Source organism: Microbacterium sp. RU1D, from assembly GCF_900156435.1.
Lineage (GTDB): Bacteria > Actinomycetota > Actinomycetes > Actinomycetales > Microbacteriaceae > Microbacterium.
In genome coordinates, this window is record NZ_FTPQ01000001.1 from 619,960 (window position 1) to 643,242 (window position 23,283).

The following is a 23,283-nucleotide window of genomic DNA, read 5'->3' on the forward strand; positions in this document are numbered from 1 at the left end:
TTTCGAAAACGGGGGGAGGGGATCAGCCTTTGCGACCCTGGGTCGCGACGCCCTCGACGAAGTACCGCTGGCCGAAGGCGAAGATGATGAGCATCGGCAGGGTCACCAGGAGCGAGGCGACCATGACGTACTGGTAGTCGCCCTGCCCGCCCGCGCTGGGGCTGTACTTCGTCATCGCGTAGGCGATGCCGAGCGGGGCGGTGAAGTCCTCGACGCTGCCGGCGTTGAGGTAGATGAGCGCCGCCTGCAGGTTGTTCCAGCTCGCCTGGAACTCGAACAGGAACACGATGATGAACGAGGGGATCGACAGCGGCATCGCGATGCGCCAGAACAGGCCCCAGGCGCTGCAGCCGTCGAGCCGCGCCGCCTCGAACAGTTCGCGCGGAACGCCGAGGAAAAACTGCCTCTGCAGGAAGATGTAGAAGGCGCTGCCGAACAGGTTCATGCCCCACAGCGGCACCCACGTGCCCAGCAGCCCGGTCTCCTTCCAGATGAGGTAGATCGGGATCATCGTCACCGCGCCGGGCAGCATCATGGTGGCCAGCACGAGCCCGAAGAGCAGGCCGCGACCGGGGAAGCGGAAGTAGGCGAAGCCGAACGCGACGATCGAGCTCATCACCGCCACGGTGGTCGCGGCGAGCAGGGCGATCGCGACGCTGTTGAACATCCAGTTCAGCAGCGGCAGCTGACTCCACACGTCGGCGTAGTTGCCGGGGGTGAACGTCTTGGGAATGAGGGCGTTGTCGAAGACCTCGCCGCGCGGCTTGAGACTCGCGGCGAGCAGCCACGCGAACGGGTAGAGGAACAGCAGCGCGAACAGCACCAGCACCGCCGCGAGCACGACGCGGCCGGCGAGGGTCCTCGGCTGCTTCAGCGCGCGGCGCCACCGCGGGGGACGAGCCGCGGATGCCGCGAGCTCGGGGCGGGCCTGGGCGACGCCCGGGGTCTGCAGGGTGTTCGTCATCAGCGGTCCCCCTCGTAGTAGACGAAGCGGTTGCCGAGGCGCACCTGCACGAGCGTGATGAGCAGGATGATCACGAACAGCAGCCACGCCATCGCGGCGGCGAAGCCGAAGTTGAACTGCCGGAACGCCTGCTGGAAGAGGTAGATCGCGTAGAAGAGCGAGGCCTCGGGCGAGGCGTTGCTCTGGTCACGCCAGAACAGCAGGTACGCCTGGTCGAACACCTGGAACGCCGCAATGGTCAGCACGATGACGTTGAAGAACATCGCGCCCGAGATCATCGGCAGGGTGATCGAGAAGAAACGACGGACCGGCCCCGCCCCGTCGATCTGCGCGACCTCGTAGAGGTCGACGGGCACGTTCTTGATCGCCGCGAGGAAGATCACCATCGTGCCGCTGACCGTCCACAGCGCCATGATCACGATGCTCGGCTTGACCCACGCGGGGTCGACGAGCCACTGCGGGCCCGGGATGCCGATGGCCCCGAGCGCCTGGTTGATCGCCCCGGAGTTGCCGTTGAGCAGCAGGAAGAACACCGCCGCCGTCGCCACCGCCGGCGTCATCTTGGGCAGGTAGTAGAGCGTGCGGAAGATGCCGGCACCACGCCCGACGCGGCTCAGCAGCAGCGCGAGGAAGAGTGCGAAGGCGATCTCGAGCGGCACCGCCATGACGGCGTAGAAGAGGGTGTTGCCCAGCGACACGGCCACGCGCGGGTCCTCGAACAGCTGCGCGTAATTGGACGCCCCGACCGGGCGCGCGGCGCCGGTGGCGAGGTTGTAGCTCGAGAACGAGATGACCAGGCTGTAGATCATCGCGCCCGCCGTGAAGACGAGGAACCCGATGATCCACGGCGAGATGAACAGGTAACCCGCGACCGCTTCGCGGCGGTTGTACTTGACCCTCTGACGGGGAGGTCGGCGGTGCTTTCGCGCGGTGTCGCTCTCGGTGGCAGGGGCGGAGGAGACGGTCACCGGCAGGACCGGTCGGCGGCGGAGGACCCGGGGATGATGTCGCGCATTGTCTTCTCCTTTCGCGCGCCGTCTCGGCGTCGAGAAGCGCTTCGCCAGGGTCGAGAAGTGGTCGGAGAAGGTCGAGGGCGTTGCCAAGACGCCCGGGACGTGGCATAAGCAGTTCTCCCCCGCGGGGATGCCGGCATCCCTTCCGCGAGAGCACGCCTCGGCACCACACCGAGGTGGGGGACACGCGCGCTCGCGCGGATGATGCCGTCTCGCGCACCCCGCGCGGACCGCCCCGAGGTCAGAGCGCCCGCAGGTAGCGCCGCGTCATCCACGCCTGCACGAGGCGCCCCAGCGGAGCGCCGACGCGCGTGAACCAGCGGCCGGGGCGCGAGAACGCGGCGATCTCGAACACGACCTCGCCCGACGGCCGCAGGGTGAGCGTGAACCGCTCCTCCCCGCGCTCGGGGTGCCCGGGCAGCGTGCCGTACGCGAACCCCGCCACGGTGTCGGTGCGCTCGGCCCACACCACGAGGCAGGGGATGCGGAAGCTCAGGATGCCGACCCCCAGACGCATCGTCACGCGGGTGCCCTCGCGCATCGGGGTCTCGCTGAGCTCGACCCGCGCTCCCGCCCGGCGCTGCGCCTCGCCCGCGAGCAGCGCATCGGCGGCGCGCGCGAAGACGTCCGGACCGCGGCCGATCACCCGGCGGGCGCGCACATGGTGGTAGCTCGCGGGCATTTCGCCGGCGGTCGCACCGACCTCCGCGTAGGTCAGGTCGTCCATGCGCTCACGGTAGCGGGGCGCGATGCCGCGCCGGTCCGGGTTGCGGGTGGCCGCTCGCGACGCTCGAGGCGCCGGTCTCCGTTGCCGCGTCTCGAGCGCCTGCTCGCCGATGCGCCCGCCCCCTCCCTGTACCCGCGGCACCCTGACCGCGCACTCCCTCCCTGGCGCGCCTGCGCCCCGCCTCGCTCGTACCCGCGGCGCCCGCAATCCCGCGTCCGCCCGCGGCGCCGCGCCTACGCTGGGCACATGCCCCTGTCCCGTCCCCGGTCCGCCGCGTGATCGACGTCGCCGAGCACCTCGCGGCGATCCTCGAGGCGGTACGGCCCCTCGCCCCCGAGCCCCGCGACGTCGCCGCCGCACGCGGCCGGGTGCTCCGGCATCCGGTCTCGGCCGCGGTCGATGTGCCGGGCTTCGACTCGTCCGCGATGGACGGCTTCGCCGTGCGCGACCTCACCGCCCCGGGCACCCTGCGCGTGGTCGCCGACCTCCCCGCCGGCACCGACCTCGACCCGCCGATGGATGCCGGTGACGCCGCCCGCATCATGACCGGGGCGCCCGTCCCCACCGACGCCACCGCCGTGGTCCCGTTCGAGGAGACCGCGCGCGGGCTTTCCGGGGGCCTCGAGCCCGTCGAGGTCGTCGTCGCCCCGCGGGCGCCGGGCGCGCACATCCGCCGCCGCGCCTCGGACGTACGGCAGGGGGACCTCGTCGTCGAGGCCGGCGTGCGCCTGACCGCCGCGCGGATCGGCGCGATCGCGGCATCCGGCGTCGGCGCCGTCGAGGTGTCGCGCGCCGCCCGGGTGGCCGTGGTGTCGACCGGGGCCGAGCTCGTCGCGCCCGGCGTCGCGCTGCGACGTGGCCAGATCCCCGAGTCCAACAGCGTGCTGCTCGCCGGTCTCGCCGAAGAGGCCGGGGCCGACGTCGTGCTGCGCACGAGCGTCGACGACGAGGGCGACGGCCCGCGCCGCGCGATCGCCGCCGCCGAGGCGGCGGAGGCCGACGTCGTCGTCTTCTCCGGCGGCGTGAGCGCCGGAGCGTACGAGGTCGTGAAGAACACCCTCGGCGACCTCATGCGCTTCGACCGCGTGCGCATGCAGCCCGGGAAGCCGCAGGGCTTCGGACGCAGCCCCGCCGGCACCTTGCTGTTCGGGCTCCCGGGCAATCCCGTGAGCGCCGCGGTGTCGTTCGAGTTGTTCGTGCGTCCGGCGCTGCGCGCGCTCGAGGGCGACGTCGACCTGGGGCGCGCGCAGGTGCGGGTGGCGCTCGCCGGGGGGTGGCGGGCGCGCCCGGGCAGGACGCAGTACGTGCCCGTGTCTCTCGACCGCTCCGACCCGGAACGCTGGCGGGCGACCCCGACGCCGCGCGGCACGCGGGGACTCGGCGAGGCCCAGGGACTGGCCGTGATCCCCTCGCGCGAGGACGATCTCGCCCCCGATGCCCTCGTGACGGTCGCCCTGTGGTGAGCGTCGACGCCATCCTGCTCGCCGGCGGCCGCGGGTCGCGCGTGGGCGGCGCCGTGAAGCCGCTGTTCGAGGTCGGCGGATCGACATTGCTCGCCGCGGCGGTCGACGCCGTCCGGACAGGTGGCGCGCAACGCGTCGTCGTGGTCGCACCGGTGCTGGACTCCGCGCTCGACGTCGAGTGGGTCCGTGAGGATCCGCCCTTCGGCGGCCCGGTCGCCGCCGTCGTCGCGGCGCTGCCGACGGTGGATGCCGACGAGGTCTACGTCCTCTCCTGCGACCTCGCCGCACCGGCCGCGGCCGTCCGCCGGCTCACCGACCCGCTCCCGCCCGGGGCCGACGGGGTGTGTCTCGACGATGGCCGACGCCAGTGGCTCATCGGCCGCTATCGCACCGCGGCGCTGCGGGCAGCGGCATCCGGCCTCCCCGAAGAAGGCCGCGACGCGTCGATGCGGGCGCTGCTCGGCGGCCTCACAGTGACGGCGATCCCGGCGCCGCCCACCGACACGCGCGACGTCGACACGTGGGACGATCTCCGGAGAGCCCGAGGAGGAGCCATGACCGAGAACCGCACCCTGCCGCCCGAGGCGCTGAACGACTGGAGTGCCGCGCTGGCCGAGCGATTCGGCCTGGCCGAGGGCGACATCCCCATCTCGCTCGTCCTCGACCTCGCCCGCGACGTCGCGAACGGTGTCGCCCGCCCGGCGGCCCCCCTCAGCGCGTTCGTGGCCGGTCTCGTCGCAGGCCGCGCGGGAGGCTCGCCCGCCGACACCGAGGCCGCCGTCGCCGCCGTCGTCGAGATGGCGCGCGGGTGGGAGCACCGCTGATCCGCGATGCCTGAGTGGCTCGTCATCGTGCTCGGCGTGTTCGCCGGGCTCGTGATCCTGTGGCTCGCCCTCGTGGCGGTGCTGTGGCTGCAGCAGAAGCGGTCGGGCGAGGCGGTCGATTGGCGCGCCGTGCTGCGCCTGGCGCCCGACGTGGTGCGACTGATCCGCCGGCTGGCGGCCGACCCCACCGTGCCGCGGCCCACCCGGTGGTGGCTGGGAGGGCTGCTGGTCTACCTGCTGCTGCCGATCGACCTCGTCCCCGACTTCCTGCCGGTGATCGGTTACGCCGACGACGCGATCGTGGTGGTCATCGCCCTGCGCTTCGCGATCCGTCACGCCGGGATGCCGGCGATCGAGCGGCACTGGCCGGGCACGCCCGAGGGGTTGCGCAGCCTGCTGACGCTGGTCGGTGCCGCTCGCTGAGGTCAGGCCGACGTGAGCGCGTCGACCGCGAACTCCGGCGCGATGGCGGCGAGACGCGAGTCGTTCGTCCAAAAGCGCGAGCACCCCGCACGCTGCGCGATGGCGAGATGGAGGGCGTCCGCCGTCCCCAGTCTCGGGTACTTCGCCCGCAGACGTGCGGCACGGAGGTACGCGTCCGGCTCCGCGGGCAGCATCTCGAACCGGTCGAAGACGCTCCACATGCGCAGTTGCGGCTCGGCGTACCCGTCGCGCATCGGTCCGACCATGGCTTCGAGCATGACGAGAGGACTCGCGGCCAGGGGTGAGTCCGCCTCGGTGAGAACCTGGCGCGCGCGGTCGCCGAGGTCGTCACCGCGCTCGACCGCGTAGATCACCAGGCAGCTGTCGACATAGATCATCCTCCGGCTACCCGGCTCACGGCGATGATCCCCTCGATCTCCTCGACGGGTCGTGTCAGCTCGGGTGTCAACGGGTTCTCCGACAGCCACGTCGCGAAGGCGTTCCGAGACGGTTCCGGCGCATCGAACGGCACGATCCGCGCGACGGGCACGCCCCGTCTCGCGATGGTGACCTCGACGCCCGACTCGACGTCGGCGATCAGCCGCGACAGGTTGTTGCGCGCCTCCAGGACGTTGTACATCATGACGGCATCCTAGCCATATACCTGGCTAGAACGACGCTACCGCCCGACGTATTCACCCCGCGGACGCAGCCGCATCGCCGGCTCCCCATACTCCGCGGCGATGTGCGCGATCCACCCCGCCAGCCGGCCGATGACGAAGATCGTGCTCGCGGCGTCTTCGGGCAGCCGAGCACCGGATGCCAAGGCTGCCAGCGCCAGATCGACGTTGGGCCGCAGGCGCGCGCGAGCGGCGACGACCTCCGAGAGCCGGTGCACGGCATCCATCGTCGCCGTCCCGTCGGGAAGCACTGCGATGAACGGGAACAGGGCGTCGGCGCGGTCGTCGACACCGCGGTAGAGCGGGTGGCCGAAGCCCGGGATGCCGTTGCCGTCCTGCAGCGCCTCGGCCAGGGCCCGCTCGGGGTCGAGGCCCCGTCGCACGCGCGCGAGCAGTCGCGCCGTCCGGGCCGCGGCCGAGATGTGCAGCGGGGAGTCGGCCGCACCGAGGGCGGCGCTGACCGCGGCGTACCCGTCGGCGCGCGCCGATGCGGCCACCCGCGCGGCGAAGGTCGAGACCGCGAGGTCGTGGTCGATCAGCAGGACGAGGGCCGCATTGACGGCGGGACCGACGGATGCCGGGGCGTTCCACGCGCGCGACAGCGACAGCGCGATGTCGGGGCCGGCGTCTCCGCCGAGGGCCACCGGGAGCCCGGTCAGCAGCGTCCACCCGATGCGATGGAGGGTGGCCGGCGCGGTGTCATGGCGGAGGGGATCATCGGCGGCGAAGCCGGTGAGGGCGGCGCGCAGGCGATCCATGGCGTCGGCATGAGGGGGCAGCGCCGCCACCATCTCCCGCGCGCTCCCGATGGCGGGGTCGGGAGCGTCGACGCGCCCGGCGTCCCACAGCCACGCGACGACCTCGGCGAACGGACGGTCGACGAGATCGCGGGCGCGCCGGCCGCGGTACAGCAGCTCGTCGTCCTCGATGTCGGCGATGTCGGTGTGCACCACCCCCAGCGGCATCCCGGTGGTGGGGTGGGCCGGCGTCTGCGCGGCGGCGCGTCGCCGGCCGGCCGCGAACGCCTCGACCTCGAGGGCGTCGAAGGTCGAGCCGCGCGCGTCGCGCTCGCGGCCGAGCAGGCCGCGCGAGACGTAGGCGTAGACCGTCTCGGGCTTCACGCCCAGGCGAGCGGCGGCCTGGGCGGCGGAAAGGCGGGGGAGGGGAGTAGACATCTTGATCCGATCAACGTTGACGCTGTCGGCGTCATGTTCGCACACTGGGCGCATGAGCGACCTGATCGATGTGCCCCGCGGACTCAACGGCGTCGTGGCGGCCGAGACCGCCATCAGCGACGTGAACGGCGAGGCGGGTTTCTACCACTACCGCGGCCACCCGGCGGTCGAGCTCGCCCGTACCCGCACGTTCGAAGACGTGTGGCACTTGCTCGTGGTCGGCGCGTGGCCCGGCGACGCGCGCGCCTTCGCCGACCGGATCGCCGCGGCGCAGGTCGACGACCGGATGCCCTCCCTGATCGCCGCCGTGCGCGCGCGCAGCGACCAACCGCTCGCGGTACTGCGCGCGGTGTGGACGCTCGCGGCATCCATCCGCCGCTCCCCGGCGCTCTACGACCTCGACGAGGCCGGGAGGCTGGAGGAGGCCGTCGCCTTCGCCGCCCTCGCGCCCCTCGCCCTCGCCCCGGCATCGGAGCGGATGCCGGCGGGTCGCGGCGTCGTCTCCGACTACCTCGAGCGCGTGACCGGCGTCGTCCCCGACGACGTGCACGTACGCGCGCTGTCGGCGTACCTCGTCGCGGCGATGGACCACGGCTTCAACGCCTCGACGTTCACCGCCCGGGTCATCGCGTCGACCGGGGCCGACATGGCATCCTGTCTCACCGGAGCGCTCGGAGCCCTCTCGGGGCCGCTGCACGGCGGAGCTCCGGCGCGGGCGCTCGACAGTCTCGACGCCGCGGGCGACGACCCGGCCGCATGGATCGCGGGGGAGCTGTCCGCCGGGCGACGCCTCATGGGATTCGGACATGCCGTCTACCGCACGGCGGATCCGCGGTCGGAACTCCTGCGCGAGGTCGCGCGCGGCCTCGGGGGGCCGCGCGTGGAGCAGGCGCTGGCCTTCCAGGCCGAGGCCGAGCGGCAACTCGCCGCGCGGCATCCGGAGCGGCCCCTGAAGGCCAACGTGGAGTTCTACGCCGCCGTGGTGATGGAGCAGTGCGGCATCCCGCGCGAGATGTTCACGCCCACCTTCGCCCTCGCCCGCACCATCGGCTGGAGCGCGCACGTGCTCGAGCAAGCGCGGGATCCGAAGATCATCCGGCCCGCGGCGCGGTACGTGGGGCCGGCGCTGACCCGGTGAGCCCGGGCGGCCGAGCCACCCCGGACGATCGGTCGGATGCCGCGGACGAACGGCCCGGCGCGAGCCGCGGCCCGGCGCGAGCATCGGAGCATGACCACCACCGCTCCCGTCCCCACGCCCGTCGCCGGGCCGTCCACGATGCGCTACGGCGGGCTCGTCGTCGTGATGCTGCTGAGCTTTCTGCTCGTCACCGCGGAGTTCCTCCCCAACGGCGTGCTCACCGAGATGGCCGCCTCGCTCGGCGTCACCGCGGGCCAGGCCGGCCAGACCGTCACCGTCACCGCGCTCGCCGGGCTCCTCTTCGCCCCCACCGTCGGCCTGCTGCTTCCTCGGCTCGACCGCCGCACGCTGCTGATCGGCGCAGCCGCCTCGGCCACCGTCTCGAGCCTCGTCGTCGCGATCGCCCCGAGCCTCCCGGCGATCCTCGTCGCCCGGTTCCTCCTGGGGGCCGCGATCAGCGCGTTCTGGTCGATGTCGATAACGGTCGCCGCCCGCCTGTCGAGCCCCGACCGCATCGGTCGCGCGATGATGTTCGGCTCCGCCGGACTCTCCCTCGCCACGGTCGCGGGTGTGCCTATCGGCGTGGCGCTGAGCGAGGCGCTCGACTGGCGGCTGGCCTTCCTCCTCGTCGCCGTGGCGACCGCGGCCGTGGGCGTCGCCGTGCGCGTGACGCTGCCCCCGGTGCCGCCGGCCGCAGCGTCGAGCCTCGGCATCCTGTTCGGCACCCTGCGGCGGCCCGGTGTGGGCCTGGGTATGGCGGGTCACGTGCTCGTCGTGCTCGGACACTTCGTCGCCTACACCTACGTGCGTCTGTCGCTCGAGCGCATCCCCGACGTCGACGCCGGCACGATCGTGCTGCTGCTCGCCCTCTTCGGGGTGGGTGGTTTCGTCGGCAACCTCGCGGTGGGCGTCGTCGTCGACCGCGCCTTCGGCCGCCTCGCCGTCGTCGGACCGCTCGCCATCGCGCTCGCGATCGCCGGCGTCATGCTGCTGCCCGGGGCCATCGCGGCCGTCGCGACGGCCGTGGCGGTGTGGGGCTTCTTCTTCTCGTCGTGGCTGATCATCGTCAACACCTGGGTCGGGCACCGCATGCCCGACCGTCTCGAGGCCGGTGGAAGCCTCGTCGTCACCGGCTTCCAGCTCGCCATCACGATCGCGGCGGGCGCGGGCGGCATCCTCGTCGACGCGACGAGCGTGCAGACCGTGGATGCCATCGGCATCGCGCTCCTCGTGATCGGCGCTGTGCTGTTCGGGGTGTCGGTGCGCGAGCGGCGGTCCGTGCGGGGCTGAGCCGCGGTGACGCCGGGGTCGGCCCCGGGTTCGGGGCGCATTCTCGCGTTCGGGGCGTGAGCTTTCGCGCTCCGAACGCAGGATCGCGCCCCGAATCGGCGCGGGACCGGGGGTGTGGAGCGGCGGCGGCGCGCTGCCGCGCCCGCGTCAGACGGTGACGCCGCGTCGACCCGCCCGCCACGCCGACGGCGCGACGCCGACGTGACGCCGGAACGCCCGTCGGAAGCCCTCGTCCGAGGCGTAGCCCAGGGCGCGGGAGGTCTCCGAGACGCCGGTCCCGGCATCCAGCAGCTCCTTCGCCCGCCGCATGCGCACCTCGGTCACGTACGACGCGGGCGAGGTGCCGAACACCTGCCGGAACCGCGCCGCGAACACCGACCGCGACATGGCTCCGAGGGCCGCGAGGTGGTCGATCGTCCACTCGCGACCGGGATCGTCGACGACAGCCGACACCACCCGCGTGAGGAACGGGTCGTCGGTGCGGGGCGGCCAGGTCTGCTCCTGCGCGGTCGCGGCCCAGGCCCGCAGCGCCGACAGCAGAACGGTCGTGACCATGAGCTTGCAGATCGTCTCGTCACCGTCACGGCCGCTCGTCGCCCCCGCGGCCGGGATGCCGAGATGCGCGGCCAGGCCGGCGGCGGCGGGCTCGGCGCGGGAGAACTCGCTCACGAACACGACGGGCGGCAGGGCGCGGGTGTCGCTCGTGGGGGCGACCTCCAGGGGCACGACGGTCACCTCGGCGCCGGACTGTGAGGTCAGGGTGAGGCCGTGGCATCCGAGCGAGACGACGGCGTCTCCGGCGAGAAGCGTCCGTTCGCCGTCGAGCGTCGTCGCCGCACCCGACGGAGCGTCGACCGTGCACGCCGACCGCTGCGACGCGCGGCCGGTGAGCTCGCCGCCGCGAAGGTAGACCAGCGCCGCGACGCCGCGGGCCAGCGGAAGTCGTTCTCCGGCCGCCAGGAGCTGCCGCCATGCCCGTCCGGGCGTCACGTCGATGCTCGACAGGGCGCGTTCGAGGGCATGCGGCGAGGTCATGTCACTGGCGAACCGGTGTCACCGTGCGGCTATTCCGCAGCCCCTCCGACCTCACCCGACTGGCACCCGCGAGCCGCCTGCCGGAGGATGGAGGCATGCGATCCCCCCGCCCGCTGCTCCTCGCCGCGCTCGCCGGCAGCGCCGTCGTGCTCTCCGCCTGCACCGGCCCGACGGCGTCCGAAACCGCCCCTTCCGCTTCCGCTTCCCCGGCCGCGGTCTCGCCGAGCGCCGCCCCCGCCGCCACCACCACCGCGTCTCCCGAACCCGGTCCCGTCGCGCGCTTCGAGTCCTGGTGGACGGCGGTGCGCGCGGCCGACACGGTCGCGGCCTGCGGCGCCCTCACCGAGCCGCTGCAGCAGCGCATGATCCAGGAGTACAACGCCGCGACCGGCGCCGGAATCGCTGACTGCGCGACGTTGATCGCACAGACCTCGGCACTGTATGCCGCGACCGGCATGTCGGCCGACGTCGACGTCGAACTCGCCTCGGAGACCGCGACGGAGGTGGTGCTCAACGTCACCTACGCCGGCGGCGACTGCGGCACGGTGCACCTCGACCGCACGAGCGGGTCGTGGATGCTGACCGATCTCAGCCGGGAGTGCTAGGGCTGACCCTCAGTTCAGCAGCTCGCTGAAGAAGCCGATCGAGATCGACAGCAGACCCGCGGCCACCCCGGCGATGAAGCCCGCAGCGGCGAGCTCCCGCGCCATGCGGGCATTCAGGCTCAGGATGCCGCACACGAACGACACGGCGGCGAGCACCCACATGCCGATCTGGATCCACGGCAGCTGATCGATCTCCGCGATCGTCCGCGCGGTCGCGATGAAGAGGTACCAGGCGACGACGATCACTCCCGTGACGATCGCGATGATCGACACGGCGCGAAGGTCGCCCTTCGGGGTCGGGGGAGCGGGCGGTTCGTCGCGCGGCGGGACGTCGCTCGCCGGTTCGAGCGAATCGGGGAGATCCTCGTCTGCCATGCGTCGATCCTCCCAGGTCATGGCGCGGATCGGCGATGTCTTGTCAGCCGCGGCATCCCGTTTGACGCGCCCCGCCGTAAGAAGCGCCCTGGCACGTGGATCTCGCAGCTCGACCGCGCCCTCGGATTCCCCGCGGCGGGTCCTGCGAGATCGCCGCCGTTCTGCGAGCACAGCGCACCTCGCCATCCCGCCCGCCCGTGCCGCCCCGCCGTGACCTAGGCTCCTCCCGATGAGAACCGTCGGAGTCGACCTCGCCGCGGGAGCGCCCGGTACCGCGCTCGCGGAGATCATCTGGTCCGGCGGCGCCGCCCGACTCGAGCGCCTCGAGATCGGGATGACGGATGCCGACATCGTGGCATCCGTCACTTCCGGCGAGGCATGGCTCGGCGTGGACTGCCCCCTCGGCTGGCCCGACGCGTTCGTCGACTTCGTCGGCGCGCATCACGCCGCCACCGACCCGCTGCTCGGGCCGGTCGAGGGCCACGCCGACTGGCGTCGCCCGCTCGTCTATCGCCACACCGATCACGTCGTGCGCGAGCGGATCGGGCGCTGGCCCCTGAGCGTCTCGACGGATCGGCTCGGCGTCACGGCCCTGCGCGGCGCGGGGCTGCTGCGGCGTCTCGCCGCGGCGGACTTCCCCGTCGATCGCGCGGCCGAGGGGCGCCTGTTCGAGGTCTACCCCGGCGGGTCGTTGCGCGTATGGGGCTTCGACACGACGGGATACCGGGTCGATGCCGCCCGCCGGGCCATCCTGCTCGACGCGTTGCGCGAGCGGGCACCCTGGTTCGACCTCGGCGGCTTCGCCGCGTCGGCGATCCGCAAGGCCGACGCCTTCGACGCGGTCATCGCCGCGCTGGCCACGCGCGCGGGAGCGCTGGGTCTCTTCCCGGCCCCGGCCCCCGACATGCTCGCCGTCGCGCGGCGCGAGGGGTGGGTCGTGCTGCCGGAGGGACCGCTGGAGGCGTTGATCGCGCGCTGAGGAGAGGCTCGGCGCCTCTCCGCTGGGTTCCTGCGCCGTCTGATTCAGCTCGCCCGCACGCGACGCCGGCGGATCACTCCCCGGACAGGCTCGCGATCAGCCCCTCGACCCGCCCCTTGATCTCGTCGCGGATGCGACGTACGGCGTCGAGGTCCTGACCTGCCGGGTCGTCGAGATCCCAGTCCTCGTAGCGCTTGCCCGGGAAGATCGGGCACGCATCGCCGCACCCCATCGTGATGACGGCGTCAGAGGTCTTGACCGCGTCGACGGTGAGGACCTTCGGCTGGTTCGCCGAGATGTCGATGCCCTCCTCGGCCATCGCGGCGATGGCCATCGGGTTGATCGAGTCCTTGGGCGCGGATCCGGCGGACAGCACGTCGATGCGGTCGCCGGCCAACTGCTGCAGATAGCCGGCGGCCATCTGCGAGCGGCCGGCGTTGTGGACGCAGACGAAGAGCACGGTGGGGCGGGTCATGATCTGGTTATCTTTCTCCGTCGAGGTGAACGGCTGGTGACGTGCGGGGTGAGGGGTCACGCGCGACCGTTCATCGCGCTCCGGCGTTCGATGAGGACGGTGTCGCGCCACTGCCCGGCCCACGGGCCGATCGACGACCGCGCGATGCGCTCGCGTCGACCGACCTCGCGGAAGCCGAGGCTCTCGTGCAGTCGGAGGGATGCCGCGTTCTCGGGGAAGATGCTCGACTGGATCGTCCACACCCCGTTCATCTCGGCCGCGGCGATGAACGCGCGCAGCAGGGCGGCGCCGATCCCGCGACCCTGCGCGCGCGGAGCCACGTACACCGAGTGCTCGACGACACCCCGATACGCGGCACGGGCCGATACCGGCGACGCCGCCACCCAGCCGACGACCACGCGGGTGTCATCGACCGCGACCAGACGTCCGAACCGGGCCTTCGCCTGGTCGAACGCGTCCCAGGTCGGTGTCTCGGTCTCGAAGGTCGCGTTACCGCCCTCGATGCCCTCGCGGTAGATGTCCTCCACCGCCGCCCAGTCCGTGCGTTCCAACGCGCGCACGAGCGTCATGTCAGCAGCACCCGCCGGCATCCGTCGAGCACACGCCGGTCGCCGGCAGCGTCAGCTCGACGCGGGATGCCGAGGCCAGATCGCCCGCGAGCCACGCCACGATCGAGCGCACCTGCTCGTAGCCCGTCGCGAGGAGGAACGTGGGCGCCCTGCCGTACGACTTCATCCCGACGAGGAAGAAGCCGTGCTCGGGGTGCGTCAGCTCGCGGAAGCCGTGCGGTTCGACCGTGCCGCACGAGTGCACGTTGGGGTCGATGAGCGGCGCGAGCAGCCGCGGCGCCTCGACGACGGCATCCAGGTCGGTGCGGATCTCGCGCAGCGGCGCGAGGTCGGGGCGGAACCCCGTCGCATTGACGACGACATCGGCTGTGATTTCGGCGGGCTCGCCGCGACGCGTTCCGGACAGACGGATGCCGTCCTCCCGCGCGGTGACATGCCCGATCTCGAACGAGTCGATCTTCTCGACGGCGCCAGTCTCGACGTAACGGTCGACGCGTGCGCCGAGCTGCGCGCGACCGACGAGCTCGTCGTCGACCGACGACGACACGCGCACGGCGCTGGAGTTTCGGATGAGCCACGTGATGCGGGTGCCGGGGGCGTCGCGCTGGAGGCGGACGAGCGAGATGAGGGTGTTCGCGGCGGAGTGACCGGCGCCGACGACGATCGTGTGCTTTCCGGCGAAGCGCTCGCGCTCATGGCCGAGAACGTCGGGCAGGGCGTGCGAGATGCGCGCGTCATGGATGGTGGGCAGGCCCGTCGACAGGAGGGAGTTGGGCGAGTCGTACGTGCCCGAGGCATCGAGCACCGCGCGGGCGAGGAATTCTCCGTCGGCGGTGCGGACGAGGAACGGCGTGGTCTCGCGGTCGAGCGAGCGCGTGCGGTCCATGCCCTGACGGGCGACTCCGATCACGCGGGCGCCGTAACGCACGTGGGCGGAGATCTCGGGCAGCTCGGCGAGCGGGCGCAGGTAGTCGTCGACGAGCTCACGGCCCGACGGGGCTCGCCCTTCGCCCGGCATGGTCCAGCCCGTCGCCTCGAGCAGACGTCGGGCGACGGGGTCGACGACCTCGCGCCAGGCCGAGAAGAGGCGGGTGTGGCCCCACTGCTGCACCGCTGCGGCGGGTCCGGATGCCGCCTCCAGGACCGTGAAGGGGATTCCTCGGTCGGCGAGGTGGGCGGCGGCGGCCAGACCGACGGGTCCCGCGCCGATGACGACGACGGGGAGGGTGGTGAGCCGGTCGGTCACGCGAGGTCGCGGGGTGAGGGTGAGCGTCGACATGGGACTCCTCCTGCATCGATGGTTGTCGATGCCTCATGGTGCCCGCATCTATCGACGGATGTCAATATCGAGTATCGTCGATGCATGACCTCGCTGCCGCTTCTGGAGCCCGCCGCCTGCTGCGTACCCGCGGGTGGCGTTCCGATGTCGGTCGCGGACGCCGACGATCTCGCCCGACGCGTGAAGGCGCTCAGCGATCCGACGCGGCTCCGCCTGCTGTCGATCGTGGCGACCGCCGCCGAGCAGGAAGCGTGCGTGTGCGACCTCACCGAGCCGGTCGGCCTCTCGCAGCCCACCGTCTCGCACCATCTCAAGGTGCTGACCGAGGCGGGTTTCCTCACGCGCTCGAAGCGCGGAACGTGGGCGTACTACCGACTCGTGCCCGGCGCTCTCGACGCTGTCGCCGGCATGCTGTCGGCGCAGTTCGCAGCCGGCACCCTGTCGCGCTGACGCGACGTCCTCATCGACCGCGCCCGGCGGGATCGGCGGAGCCGCTTGGCTCCGGGCGGGCCCCTTCGAGTCGGTCTTGCGATCGAAGAGGGCGTCCGCTATTTTACAACCAAATGGTTGAACAACAAAGCGACGCCGACATCGACCGGGTGTTCCACGCCCTCGCCGATGCCACGCGACGCGACATCGTGCGGCGCACCCTGATCGCCGAGCAGTCGGTGACCCAGCTCGCGGCGGCCTATGCGATGTCGTTCGCGGCGGTGTCGAAGCACATAGCCGTGCTCGCCGAAGCGCGGCTCATCACCAAACGCGCGGAGGGGAGGGTGCGACTCGTGCGTGCCGACCCGACCGCGATCGCCCGGGCGCAGCAGCTGCTCCGCTCGTACGAAGACCTCTGGCGCGGGCGCGTCGACCGTCTCGACGCGCTGCTGGCCGAAGAACCGGATGCCGCGGCATCCACCGCCCCCTCTTCCTCGGCCGCGATGCCGGGAGCGGGCGCCCCGGCCGCACGTCGCGGGACGCCGGCGCCCACGGCATCCACCCCGCCGACCGAGAACCCCACGACCTGAAACCGACGAAGGAGTCCGTCATGCCCGTCACGTCCGTCGAGAGCGACGCCGAAGCGCTCACCATGACCCTGGTCGCCGACTTCGCGGTCGGCCCCGAGCGGGTGTGGGCCGCCTTCTCCGATCCGCGTCAGCTCGAGCGCTTCTGGGGACCTCCCGGGTGGCCGGCGACCTTCACCTCGTTCGCGTTCGAGGCGGGTGGGCGCGCCCGGTACGAGATGCGCAGCACCGGCGGCGAGGTCGCGCGCGGCAGCTGGCGATTCGTCGACATCGAGGCGCCGCGCGGGTTCGAGGTCGTGGACTCCTTCGTCGACGAAGACGGCGAGGCCATCCCCGGGATGCCGTCGATGCGCATGACCTTCGCCTTCGAGGCCACCGATGCCGGCGCCCGCCTCACGAACGTCACGTACTTCGACTCGCTCGAGGCCCTCGAGCAGCTGATCGAGATGGGCGCCGTCGAGGGCTCGACCCTCGCGATGAACCAGCTCGACGCGGTGCTGCTCGGTCTCCGCGAGTTCGCGCAGGGCAAGGGCACGCGCCTGGAGATCCTCGACGATCAGCACGTGCGCATCACCCGGCTGATCGAGGGTCCGCGCGAGCTCGTCTGGCGCGCGCACCTCGACCCCGACCTCATGCGGCAGTGGATGCTCGGTCCCGACGGGTGGCGCATGTTGATCTGCGAGATCGACCGCACCGAGGGCGGCCGCTACCGCATCGCGTGGGAGCCCGAGCCCGGTACCAAGGGCGAGCCCTTCGGCTTCGACGGTGACATCCTGCTGCTCGACGAGCCGCGGCGCATGGTGCAGACCGAGCACATGACCGGTACCGACTACCCCTCGACGCTCAACGACCTGTCGCTCTACGAGGAGGACGGCGCGACGCTGGTCACCCTGTTGATCGAGTATCCGGATGCCGCCACCCGCGACGCCGTGCTCGCCACGGGCATGGTCGACGGCATGGAGGAGAGCTTCCGGCGCATGGAGCGCGTCGTTTTGGCGTGAGGGGAAGCGGGTGCCGCGGCCCGGGGTTCGCGGCACCCGCCTCCCGGGGTGCGTCGATGCGAGGCCCGCAGAGAGTCTCGCTGCTCGCAGCATCCGGAGGGAGCTTCGCGAGCTCCGCGCCGCTCTGCGGGCGGGTGGCGGACCTCAGGCCGCCGGAGCCGCCCGGCGCACCTGCTCGCGGATGCGCTGCTCGACCTCGGGCGTGACCTCGACGACGGCGAACGACACCGGCCACATCGGCCCGTCGTCGAGCTGCGCGGTCTCGTCGAAGCTGACCGTTCCGTAGCGCGTCGTGAACTTCGAGGCCGGCTGGTAGAACACCACGACCTTGCCGTCCTTCGCGTACGCGGGGAAGCCGTAGAACGTCTTGGGGTTCAGATGCGGAGCCTCTTCCAGCACGATGACGTGCAGTCGTTCGGCGACCGCGCGGTCGACGCCCTCGAGCTTCTCGATGGCCTCGAGGCAGGCCTCGCTCTCCTTCTGCAGTTTCGCCAGGCCCTTCAGGCCCTTCATCGCCTTGAGCTCCTCGGCGCGCTGTTTCATCGCCGCGCGTTCTTCGTCGCTGAATCCCGCTCCGCTGGTGGCCATGGCATCCGTCCTCTCGTCGGTCTGGACGCAGGATATCGCCGCGGCGTCGGCGGGGTGAACGGGTCCGGATGTTCAGCCCACGGCCCGTCGAGTGTCCGAGACACCCGGACGGTTTTTCGGAATGTCCGCGTGTTCTGGACACTCGAACGGTGAGGGAGTGGACCGCCGTGCCGGCAGTCTCAGGCCTGCCGCAATCCCTCTTCGAGCGCGACCCACGCGAGCATCGCGCACTTCACGCGCGCGGTGTACTTCGAGACGCCCGACAGGGCGGCGGCATCCGCGAAGGTCTCCTCGTCGAGGGGGATCTTGCCGCGCGAGCGCAGGGCCTCGCGGAACTGCGCTATCAGTGCCTCGACATCGGCGGTCGGCATCCCCTCGACCCCGCCGTCCTCCTGCAGCAGCGCGACGAGCATCGACGCCGACGACTGCGAGATCGAGCAGCCCGCGCCCTCCCAGGTGACGGATGCCACCCGATCGCCCTCGACGTCGACGCGGAGCGTGATCTCGTCGCCGCAGATGGGGTTGCGCTGGTGCACGGTGGCGCTGTGCGCGCCGGGCTCGGCGAGGCCGAAGCCGCGGCGGTTCTTCGCGTGGTCGAGGATGAGCTCCTGGTACAGCGACTCCAGCCCGCTCATGCGCGCGCTCCCGCCGTGCCGGCGCCGACGCCGAAGAACCCGCGGACGCCCGAGACGGCGTCGAGGAAGGTGTCGACCTCGGCCTCGGTCGTGTGGATCGCCGCGCTCGCGCGCACCGACGCCGTCAGCCCGAAGCGGCGGTGCAGCGGCTGGGCGCAGTGGTGTCCGACGCGCACGGCGACCCCGCGCGAGTCGAGGAACTGGCCCACGTCGTGCGCGTGCACCCCCTCGACGGCGAACGCCTGCAGGGCGACGCGATCGGCGGCATCCGTGTCTCCGAGCAGGCGGATGCCCGCGATCGAGCGGAGCCCCTCGCGCATGCGCTGCTCGAGAGCGGCCTCGTGCGCGTGCGCGGCCGCGAGGTCGTGCTCACCGAGCCATCGCACCGCGGCGGCGAAGGCCACGGCCTGCGACACCGGCTGCGTGCCCGCCTCGAAGCGCTGCGGCGCGGGCAGGTACTCGGCCTTGTCCAGGGTGACGGTGGTGATCATCGAGCCGCCGGTGGTGAACGGCGGCAGCGACTCGAGCACCTCGTCGCGGCCCCACAACGCACCGATACCGTACGGTCCGTAGACCTTGTGCCCCGAGAACACGGCGAGGTCGACCCCGGATGCCGACAGGTCGAGCGCCAGATGCGGTGCCGACTGGCACGCGTCGAGAACCGTCAGCGCGCCGACGCCGCGGGCGAGGGTGACGAGCTTGGCGACCGGGTTCACGATGCCGAGCACGTTCGAGACGTGCGGGAAAGCGACAACCCGCGTGCGCTCGCCGATCAGGTCGGCGGCGGCGTGCATGTCGAGCGTGCCGTCGTCGAGCACGGGGATGTGGCGCAGTCGCGCGCCGGTACGGGCGGCGAGCTCCTGCCACGGGATGAGGTTCGCGTGGTGCTCGGCCTCGGTGACGACGATCTCGTCGCCCTCGCGCAGCCGCCCGGCGTAGCCGAGAGAGCCGGCGACGAGATTCAGGCCGGCCGTGGCGCCGCTCGTCCAGACGAGCTGCTCGGGCTCGGCCCCGACGAACTCCGCGACCGTGACTCGGGCGTCTTCGAACAGCTCTGTCGCCTCGGCGGCGAGCGTGTGCGCCCCGCGGTGCACGGCGGAGTTCGCGTGCTCGAGGAAGTCGCGCTCGGCGTCGAGCACGGCGCGCGGCTTCTGGCTCGTCGCGCCGGAATCGAGGTAGACGAGGGGGCGGCCGTCGACCTCGGTCTCGAGGATCGGGAAGTCGGCGCGCACGGCGTCGACGTCGAAGGGGAGTGTCACGATTCCAGGCTACGCGGCGGCGGGTGGGTGAGTGCCGGGAGGGTACGCAGCCAGAACGACGGGGCGGCTTCGAGCGTTTGTCCGAGAGTCGCCCCGCCGGTCAGCACGGGTGCGCCAAGGCGATGCTGCCGGGGAGGGCGGGCGCGGTCTTCCCGCCGAGGGTGGAGACGGTGATGCCGTCGGACTCGAACGCCTGGAGTCCGTCGGTACTGGCGGCGACATAGGCGACGCCGGTCATCGCGGTGGCGCTCCACGCCGACTGCCACACGTTGTAGTCCTGGTAGAAGTCGCAGCCGTATGCGCGATCGTCGCTTCCGATGATGATGGCGCTGTACACGGCGGGCGATTCACTCGCCCGGCGTGCGAAGAGTTGCGTCACCGTGATGCCGGCTGGCAGGGCGGGGGAGTTGGTGCCCTCGATCGTGCTGACGACGGTTCCGTCCGATTGGAATGCCTGGTTTCCGTCGGTGCTGGCGGTCAGGAACGTGGTGTTCGCCATGGCGAGTCGGTTCCAGCTGTCCCATGCGCCGGTGTCTCGGTTGAAGGAGCACGTGTAGGCGTAGCCGTCGGTGGCTATGACCATGGCGGCGTACACCTGTGCAGACGTACTCACCCGTCGAGCGATGAGCGGATAGGACCCGACGCCGGGCGTCCCGGAGCTGCTTGCGGTCCCGACGGCGCCGGAGGATGTGGCGGTGAAGACCGTCGAAGGTGCCCCGCGAGGGACGAAGATGGTCGGAACGAGAACCTTCCCCGAGGCGTCCGTGGTGCCCGCGTAGGAGGTCGCGCCGCCGGCGAAGGTATAGCCGTCCGAGAGGCTGACCGTCACGGCCACGCCCGCTGACGGTGCGGACCCGTTCATCACGGTGACGGTGATTCCACGCTGGCAGGAGCTGACGAGGTCTGACGGCGCCGCCGTGGCCGATTCACCCGAGAAAGGAAAATCATCGCCTCTCCCGCTGCCATGGTCCGGGTCGCGGAGCGACGCTTCGCCGTTTGCGACCGGCGACGCGCGCCCGATGACCGCAGCTGCGGGGTGCGCACGCGGCGACGTCGGCGGCGCCCCCCATAATCGACAGATGACCGCGACGCTCCCCTCTCTCGACGGCCGCCGATTCCGCATGGTGTCCTCCACCACCTCCGTCGTCGACCCCGACGCCCCCAGCGTCTTCGAGTACTTCGAACGCGACGGAGCCATCTGGGGTGGTTACGAGGGCGACACCGTCACTTTCGGCAAGTTCGTCGGCACCCGCACGGCCGACAAGATCTGGGTCTCGTTCGTGCACGTGCTGGTGGCCGACGGCACGGTGGTCACGGGAGACGGCGAGAGCGACCTCGAGCTCACCGAAGGCGGCGGCATCCGGCTGGTCGAGCACTACGAGATGCACGGCGCCCCGCAGCTGAGCGTCTGCGAGGAGATCACGGCCTGAGTCAGCGCGGCGGCAGGGTGTCGCGGCCCGGGGTCGCGGGCGTCCAGCGCGTCATGCCCAGCAGGGTGTTGGTCGCCGTGCGGTCGGGCAGGTCGGCCGGCAGCAGGTAGGGCCGGCGGATGACCTCGTCGAGCACCACGACGCTCACGACGGTGCGCACCTCGGGCAGTTGCGCGATGACGCCGGTCGAGAACTCGTGCACGCCGCTGACGTCGACCGCGCGGATCAGCAGCATCGCGTCGTGTTCTCCGGTGGTGATTGCGCACCACTCGACGTCGGGCATCTCGACGACCCGGTCGCGGAACGAGGCCCAGGCCTGCGGCATGACGGTGACGAACACCAGCGCACCGATCGACAGCCCCGCCCGGGCGTGGTCGACCTGGGCGCTGAAGCCCGTGATCACCCCGTCCTGGACGAGTGCCTCGACCCTCGTGTATGCGTTGGCGCGCGAGATTCCGACCTTCTCGGCGAGGGCGGCTATCGAAATGCGACCGTTATCTCGGAGGACGGCGAGGATTTTGTACGCCGTATCGTCCAACGGCGTGCCACTTCGTCCAGAATCCTTCGGGGGTTCCGCATCATTGCTGGACATTCTGCTCCAAGGTGCGCTTTCTCTGGACGGACCGACGCTGTCGCGTAACATCGCTGGACACATCGTCGCATAAGGTGCGAATCTAAACCGGGTCGTCCACTTGTCGGACGACTTTTCCCGAATGTACTCCTCGACTCCGGAGGCCCCCATGTCGTCACGTCGCACCACCTCGGTTCTCGCGATCGGAGCGGTGGCGCTGTTCGCGCTCGCCGGGTGCACCGGGGGTAATTCGGCGAACACCAACGGCGGAAACGCGCAGGGCAACCAGTCGCTCGTGATCGACACCGCATTCTCGATCGAGACGGCCGACCCGGGCCACACCTACGACCCCACGGGCAACATGATCGCGAAGGCGCTGTACGAGACCCTCGTCGACTTCGACGGGTCCGACGTCTCCACGCCCGTCCCGGGGCTCGCCTCCTGGACGCAGAACGACGCCGCGACCGAGTTCACCTTCACGCTCGAGGGCGACCGCGTCTTCTCCGACGGCTCGCCGATCGAGGCGAAGGACGTCGTGTTCAGCCTGCAGCGCATCCAGGGCATGGAGGATGCCAAGCCGAACTTCCTGCTGGGCGGCATCACCATCGCCGAGGTCGACGACAAGACGATCTCGTTCACGTCGCAGACGCCCCTGCTGCAGCTGCCCGCGATCCTCGCCAACCCCGCGCTCGGCATCGTCAACGCCGACGTCGTGCAGGAGAACGGCGGCAGCGTCGACGGGTCGGACTCGGCGCAGAAGTACCTCGACGGCGCCTCGGCCGGCTCGGGCCCGTTCGTGCTCGACACCCTCGACCTCTCGTCGCAGGTCGTGCTGACGCGGAACGACGCGTACAACGGCGACGAGAAGTCGGACTTCTCGCGCGTCGTCGTGCGCAACGTGACCGAGAGCGCCACGCAGCTGGCGAACCTCAAGGGCGGCGACTCCATGGTCGCGATGGACCTCAACGGCGACCAGGTCTCGGGCCTCGGCGATTCGCTGACGGTGGACTCGGTGCCCTCGGGGCAGACCATCTTCCTGCTGCTGAACCAGTCGCCGGCCGTCGCCGGGGAGCTCGCGAACGTCAAGATGGCCGAGGCCATCCGCTACGCCCTCGACTACGACGCTCTGCTGGAGCTCGCCGGCGCGGGCGCGAAGCAGGCGACGGGCGTGATCCCGCTGGGCTTCGAGGGCGCGCTCGATTCCGGCGTCACCCAGGATCTCGCCAAGAGCAAGGCCGCGCTGGCCGAGGCGGGCTACACGGGCCAGACGCTGCGCCTGCAGTTCCCGAACGACTACCCGGTCGGCGGTGTGGAGTTCACCCCGCTCGCCGAGCGCGTGCAGTCGCAGCTGAAGGATGCCGGCATCTCGGTCGAGCTGGCCCCCGCTCCCTTCGCCACCGAGCTCGATGCCTACGTCGGCGGTACGGAAGGCTTCGGGCTGTGGTTCTGGGGCCCCGACTACGCCGACTCGGCGAACTTCCTGCCCTTCGGCCCCGGCCTCAAGGTGGGCCTGCGCTCGGGATGGACCGCCGAGGCCAACCCCACCATCGCGCAGATCGCCGCGGATGCCGCCTCCGCCACCGACGCGAGCGCCCGCACGGCCGCCTTCACCGACTTCGCCGAGGCCATGCAGGCCGAGGGTCCGTTCGTGCCGCTGATCATCCCCGGCCGCAACATCGCAACGTCGAACACCGTCACGGGTGCCGTCTACAACTCGGTCTGGGAGATGGACATCGCCGAGATCACCCCGGCCGGCTGAGCGGGACCCT

Annotated in this window: 28 protein-coding genes; 12 read left to right on the forward strand and 16 right to left on the reverse strand. The window is 71.5% G+C overall.

Going from position 1 to position 23,283, the window contains the following annotated elements; all coding sequences use genetic code 11:
- Nucleotides 1–22: 22 nt before the first annotated feature.
- The 3 genes from B0B15_RS02800 to B0B15_RS02810 all read right to left on the reverse strand — a co-directional run bounded on the left by B0B15_RS02800 (nt 23) and on the right by B0B15_RS02810 (nt 2,704).
- Nucleotides 23–964, reverse strand: coding sequence for a carbohydrate ABC transporter permease (locus B0B15_RS02800; RefSeq protein ID WP_076673188.1), 942 nt, complete (start codon nt 962–964; stop codon nt 23–25).
- Nucleotides 964–1,932: a carbohydrate ABC transporter permease gene (locus B0B15_RS02805; protein WP_076673189.1), complete on the reverse strand. Its 969-nt coding sequence runs from the start codon at nt 1,930–1,932 to the stop codon at nt 964–966. Before B0B15_RS02805 ends, B0B15_RS02800 begins: the two co-directional genes overlap by 1 nt.
- Nucleotides 1,933–2,218: 286 nt before the next feature.
- A complete protein-coding gene (locus B0B15_RS02810) occupies nt 2,219–2,704 on the reverse strand; it encodes a DUF1990 domain-containing protein (protein WP_076673190.1) in 486 nt (161 codons plus the stop codon).
- A 275-nt stretch (nt 2,705–2,979) separates the two neighbouring features.
- On the opposite strand from B0B15_RS02810, the gene glp reads away from it, so the two are divergent.
- Genes glp through B0B15_RS02825 form a run of 3 tightly spaced genes read left to right on the forward strand, consistent with a single transcriptional unit; the run spans nt 2,980 to nt 5,414 of the window.
- Nucleotides 2,980–4,167 (forward strand): molybdopterin molybdotransferase MoeA, encoded by a 1,188-nt coding sequence (gene glp / locus B0B15_RS02815; protein ID WP_076673191.1) that lies wholly within the window; start codon nt 2,980–2,982, stop codon nt 4,165–4,167.
- Complete coding sequence (locus B0B15_RS02820) at nt 4,164–4,991, forward strand: molybdenum cofactor guanylyltransferase (protein ID WP_256334158.1); 828 nt, start codon at nt 4,164–4,166, stop codon at nt 4,989–4,991. Before glp ends, B0B15_RS02820 begins: the two co-directional genes overlap by 4 nt.
- Before the next feature lie 6 nt (nt 4,992–4,997).
- Nucleotides 4,998–5,414, forward strand: a complete 417-nt coding sequence (locus tag B0B15_RS02825; protein WP_076673193.1) for a YkvA family protein — start codon at nt 4,998–5,000, stop codon at nt 5,412–5,414.
- A gap of 2 nt (nt 5,415–5,416) precedes the next feature.
- Here B0B15_RS02825 and B0B15_RS02830 read toward each other — a convergent pair whose 3' ends face one another.
- From B0B15_RS02830 to B0B15_RS02840, 3 genes are read right to left on the reverse strand one after another with little or no spacing between them, the layout of a single operon-like run.
- Nucleotides 5,417–5,812 (reverse strand): type II toxin-antitoxin system VapC family toxin, encoded by a 396-nt coding sequence (locus tag B0B15_RS02830; RefSeq protein WP_076673194.1) that lies wholly within the window; start codon nt 5,810–5,812, stop codon nt 5,417–5,419.
- A complete protein-coding gene (locus tag B0B15_RS02835; RefSeq protein ID WP_076673195.1) occupies nt 5,809–6,057 on the reverse strand; it encodes a type II toxin-antitoxin system Phd/YefM family antitoxin in 249 nt (82 codons plus the stop codon). Before B0B15_RS02835 ends, B0B15_RS02830 begins: the two co-directional genes overlap by 4 nt.
- A 36-nt stretch (nt 6,058–6,093) precedes the next feature.
- Nucleotides 6,094–7,269, reverse strand: coding sequence for a citrate/2-methylcitrate synthase (locus B0B15_RS02840; RefSeq protein ID WP_076675100.1), 1,176 nt, complete (start codon nt 7,267–7,269; stop codon nt 6,094–6,096).
- Between the two features lie 52 nt (nt 7,270–7,321).
- Between B0B15_RS02840 and B0B15_RS02845 the strand changes: the two genes are divergently transcribed.
- Nucleotides 7,322–8,407 (forward strand): citrate synthase, encoded by a 1,086-nt coding sequence (locus B0B15_RS02845; RefSeq protein ID WP_076673196.1) that lies wholly within the window; start codon nt 7,322–7,324, stop codon nt 8,405–8,407.
- Nucleotides 8,408–8,497: 90 nt separating this feature from the next.
- Nucleotides 8,498–9,697 (forward strand): MFS transporter, encoded by a 1,200-nt coding sequence (locus B0B15_RS02850; RefSeq protein ID WP_076675102.1) that lies wholly within the window; start codon nt 8,498–8,500, stop codon nt 9,695–9,697.
- 147 nt (nt 9,698–9,844) lie between these two features.
- Here the strand turns inward: B0B15_RS02850 and B0B15_RS15950 are convergent, their stop codons facing one another.
- Entirely contained in the window at nt 9,845–10,732 is an 888-nt protein-coding gene (locus B0B15_RS15950) for a helix-turn-helix transcriptional regulator (RefSeq protein ID WP_083708830.1), read from the reverse strand.
- A gap of 95 nt (nt 10,733–10,827) precedes the next feature.
- On the opposite strand from B0B15_RS15950, the gene B0B15_RS02860 reads away from it, so the two are divergent.
- Complete coding sequence (locus B0B15_RS02860) at nt 10,828–11,337, forward strand: hypothetical protein (protein WP_076673197.1); 510 nt, start codon at nt 10,828–10,830, stop codon at nt 11,335–11,337.
- A gap of 9 nt (nt 11,338–11,346) precedes the next feature.
- Here the strand turns inward: B0B15_RS02860 and B0B15_RS02865 are convergent, their stop codons facing one another.
- Nucleotides 11,347–11,712 (reverse strand): hypothetical protein, encoded by a 366-nt coding sequence (locus B0B15_RS02865; protein ID WP_076673198.1) that lies wholly within the window; start codon nt 11,710–11,712, stop codon nt 11,347–11,349.
- Nucleotides 11,713–11,941: 229 nt separating this feature from the next.
- On the opposite strand from B0B15_RS02865, the gene B0B15_RS02870 reads away from it, so the two are divergent.
- On the forward strand, nt 11,942–12,691 hold the full coding sequence (locus tag B0B15_RS02870) for a DUF429 domain-containing protein (RefSeq protein ID WP_076673199.1): 750 nt from the start codon (nt 11,942–11,944) through the stop codon (nt 12,689–12,691).
- A 73-nt stretch (nt 12,692–12,764) separates the two neighbouring features.
- Here B0B15_RS02870 and B0B15_RS02875 read toward each other — a convergent pair whose 3' ends face one another.
- Genes B0B15_RS02875 through B0B15_RS02885 form a run of 3 tightly spaced genes read right to left on the reverse strand, consistent with a single transcriptional unit; the run spans nt 12,765 to nt 15,014 of the window.
- A complete protein-coding gene (locus tag B0B15_RS02875; protein ID WP_076675105.1) occupies nt 12,765–13,166 on the reverse strand; it encodes an arsenate reductase ArsC in 402 nt (133 codons plus the stop codon).
- A 56-nt stretch (nt 13,167–13,222) separates the two neighbouring features.
- Nucleotides 13,223–13,735: a GNAT family N-acetyltransferase gene (locus B0B15_RS02880; RefSeq protein WP_076673200.1), complete on the reverse strand. Its 513-nt coding sequence runs from the start codon at nt 13,733–13,735 to the stop codon at nt 13,223–13,225.
- Nucleotide 13,736: 1 nt separating this feature from the next.
- Nucleotides 13,737–15,014 carry an NAD(P)-binding domain-containing protein gene (locus B0B15_RS02885; RefSeq protein ID WP_076673201.1) on the reverse strand — a complete coding sequence of 426 codons (1,278 nt, stop codon included), beginning with the start codon at nt 15,012–15,014 and terminating at the stop codon, nt 13,737–13,739.
- Between the two features lie 84 nt (nt 15,015–15,098).
- On the opposite strand from B0B15_RS02885, the gene B0B15_RS02890 reads away from it, so the two are divergent.
- The 3 genes from B0B15_RS02890 to B0B15_RS02900 all read left to right on the forward strand — a co-directional run bounded on the left by B0B15_RS02890 (nt 15,099) and on the right by B0B15_RS02900 (nt 17,031).
- Nucleotides 15,099–15,464 (forward strand): ArsR/SmtB family transcription factor, encoded by a 366-nt coding sequence (locus B0B15_RS02890; protein ID WP_076673202.1) that lies wholly within the window; start codon nt 15,099–15,101, stop codon nt 15,462–15,464.
- 113 nt (nt 15,465–15,577) lie between these two features.
- The gene (locus B0B15_RS02895; protein ID WP_083708831.1) at nt 15,578–16,033 is read left to right on the forward strand and encodes an ArsR/SmtB family transcription factor; all 456 of its coding nucleotides are present in this window, start codon (nt 15,578–15,580) and stop codon (nt 16,031–16,033) included.
- Between the two features lie 20 nt (nt 16,034–16,053).
- The gene (locus B0B15_RS02900) at nt 16,054–17,031 is read left to right on the forward strand and encodes an SRPBCC family protein (RefSeq protein ID WP_076673203.1); all 978 of its coding nucleotides are present in this window, start codon (nt 16,054–16,056) and stop codon (nt 17,029–17,031) included.
- 144 nt (nt 17,032–17,175) lie between these two features.
- Here the strand turns inward: B0B15_RS02900 and B0B15_RS02905 are convergent, their stop codons facing one another.
- From B0B15_RS02905 to B0B15_RS02920, 4 genes are all read right to left on the reverse strand, one after another.
- The gene (locus tag B0B15_RS02905) at nt 17,176–17,619 is read right to left on the reverse strand and encodes a hypothetical protein (protein WP_076673204.1); all 444 of its coding nucleotides are present in this window, start codon (nt 17,617–17,619) and stop codon (nt 17,176–17,178) included.
- A 179-nt stretch (nt 17,620–17,798) separates the two neighbouring features.
- Nucleotides 17,799–18,254 carry a Fe-S cluster assembly sulfur transfer protein SufU gene (gene sufU / locus B0B15_RS02910; protein WP_076673205.1) on the reverse strand — a complete coding sequence of 152 codons (456 nt, stop codon included), beginning with the start codon at nt 18,252–18,254 and terminating at the stop codon, nt 17,799–17,801.
- Complete coding sequence (locus tag B0B15_RS02915; protein WP_371113243.1) at nt 18,251–19,516, reverse strand: aminotransferase class V-fold PLP-dependent enzyme; 1,266 nt, start codon at nt 19,514–19,516, stop codon at nt 18,251–18,253. Before B0B15_RS02915 ends, sufU begins: the two co-directional genes overlap by 4 nt.
- Nucleotides 19,517–19,613: 97 nt before the next feature.
- On the reverse strand, nt 19,614–20,375 hold the full coding sequence (locus tag B0B15_RS02920; RefSeq protein ID WP_143016320.1) for a hypothetical protein: 762 nt from the start codon (nt 20,373–20,375) through the stop codon (nt 19,614–19,616).
- A 217-nt stretch (nt 20,376–20,592) separates the two neighbouring features.
- Here B0B15_RS02920 and B0B15_RS02925 point away from each other — a divergent pair, with 217 nt between their 5' ends.
- Complete coding sequence (locus B0B15_RS02925; protein ID WP_256334159.1) at nt 20,593–20,943, forward strand: avidin-fold protein; 351 nt, start codon at nt 20,593–20,595, stop codon at nt 20,941–20,943.
- 1 nt (nt 20,944) lies between these two features.
- Here B0B15_RS02925 and B0B15_RS02930 read toward each other — a convergent pair whose 3' ends face one another.
- Nucleotides 20,945–21,481, reverse strand: coding sequence for an Lrp/AsnC family transcriptional regulator (locus B0B15_RS02930; RefSeq protein WP_083708832.1), 537 nt, complete (start codon nt 21,479–21,481; stop codon nt 20,945–20,947).
- A gap of 202 nt (nt 21,482–21,683) precedes the next feature.
- On the opposite strand from B0B15_RS02930, the gene B0B15_RS02935 reads away from it, so the two are divergent.
- A complete protein-coding gene (locus B0B15_RS02935; RefSeq protein WP_076673209.1) occupies nt 21,684–23,273 on the forward strand; it encodes an ABC transporter substrate-binding protein in 1,590 nt (529 codons plus the stop codon).
- Nucleotides 23,274–23,283 lie beyond the last annotated feature (10 nt).

Excerpts from the sequence above, each read along its gene's own strand:
- B0B15_RS02800 (WP_076673188.1), bottom strand. The coding sequence starts at position 964 with ATGACGAACACCCTGCAGACCCCGGGCGTCGCCCAGGCCCGCCCCGAG.
- B0B15_RS02810 (WP_076673190.1), bottom strand. The coding sequence starts at position 2,704 with ATGGACGACCTGACCTACGCGGAGGTCGGTGCGACCGCCGGCGAAATG.
- B0B15_RS02825 (WP_076673193.1), top strand. The coding sequence starts at position 4,998 with ATGCCTGAGTGGCTCGTCATCGTGCTCGGCGTGTTCGCCGGGCTCGTG.
- B0B15_RS02830 (WP_076673194.1), bottom strand. The coding sequence starts at position 5,812 with ATGATCTATGTCGACAGCTGCCTGGTGATCTACGCGGTCGAGCGCGGT.
- B0B15_RS02835 (WP_076673195.1), bottom strand. The coding sequence starts at position 6,057 with ATGATGTACAACGTCCTGGAGGCGCGCAACAACCTGTCGCGGCTGATC.
- B0B15_RS02840 (WP_076675100.1), bottom strand. The coding sequence starts at position 7,269 with ATGTCTACTCCCCTCCCCCGCCTTTCCGCCGCCCAGGCCGCCGCTCGC.
- B0B15_RS02845 (WP_076673196.1), top strand. The coding sequence starts at position 7,322 with ATGAGCGACCTGATCGATGTGCCCCGCGGACTCAACGGCGTCGTGGCG.
- B0B15_RS02850 (WP_076675102.1), top strand. The coding sequence starts at position 8,498 with ATGACCACCACCGCTCCCGTCCCCACGCCCGTCGCCGGGCCGTCCACG.
- B0B15_RS15950 (WP_083708830.1), bottom strand. The coding sequence starts at position 10,732 with ATGACCTCGCCGCATGCCCTCGAACGCGCCCTGTCGAGCATCGACGTG.
- B0B15_RS02860 (WP_076673197.1), top strand. The coding sequence starts at position 10,828 with ATGCGATCCCCCCGCCCGCTGCTCCTCGCCGCGCTCGCCGGCAGCGCC.
- B0B15_RS02865 (WP_076673198.1), bottom strand. The coding sequence starts at position 11,712 with ATGGCAGACGAGGATCTCCCCGATTCGCTCGAACCGGCGAGCGACGTC.
- B0B15_RS02870 (WP_076673199.1), top strand. The coding sequence starts at position 11,942 with ATGAGAACCGTCGGAGTCGACCTCGCCGCGGGAGCGCCCGGTACCGCG.
- B0B15_RS02875 (WP_076675105.1), bottom strand. The coding sequence starts at position 13,166 with ATGACCCGCCCCACCGTGCTCTTCGTCTGCGTCCACAACGCCGGCCGC.
- B0B15_RS02880 (WP_076673200.1), bottom strand. The coding sequence starts at position 13,735 with ATGACGCTCGTGCGCGCGTTGGAACGCACGGACTGGGCGGCGGTGGAG.
- B0B15_RS02885 (WP_076673201.1), bottom strand. The coding sequence starts at position 15,014 with ATGTCGACGCTCACCCTCACCCCGCGACCTCGCGTGACCGACCGGCTC.
- B0B15_RS02890 (WP_076673202.1), top strand. The coding sequence starts at position 15,099 with ATGACCTCGCTGCCGCTTCTGGAGCCCGCCGCCTGCTGCGTACCCGCG.
- B0B15_RS02895 (WP_083708831.1), top strand. The coding sequence starts at position 15,578 with ATGGTTGAACAACAAAGCGACGCCGACATCGACCGGGTGTTCCACGCC.
- B0B15_RS02900 (WP_076673203.1), top strand. The coding sequence starts at position 16,054 with ATGCCCGTCACGTCCGTCGAGAGCGACGCCGAAGCGCTCACCATGACC.
- B0B15_RS02905 (WP_076673204.1), bottom strand. The coding sequence starts at position 17,619 with ATGGCCACCAGCGGAGCGGGATTCAGCGACGAAGAACGCGCGGCGATG.
- sufU (WP_076673205.1), bottom strand. The coding sequence starts at position 18,254 with ATGAGCGGGCTGGAGTCGCTGTACCAGGAGCTCATCCTCGACCACGCG.
- B0B15_RS02920 (WP_143016320.1), bottom strand. The coding sequence starts at position 20,375 with ATGAACGGGTCCGCACCGTCAGCGGGCGTGGCCGTGACGGTCAGCCTC.
- B0B15_RS02925 (WP_256334159.1), top strand. The coding sequence starts at position 20,593 with ATGACCGCGACGCTCCCCTCTCTCGACGGCCGCCGATTCCGCATGGTG.
- B0B15_RS02935 (WP_076673209.1), top strand. The coding sequence starts at position 21,684 with ATGTCGTCACGTCGCACCACCTCGGTTCTCGCGATCGGAGCGGTGGCG.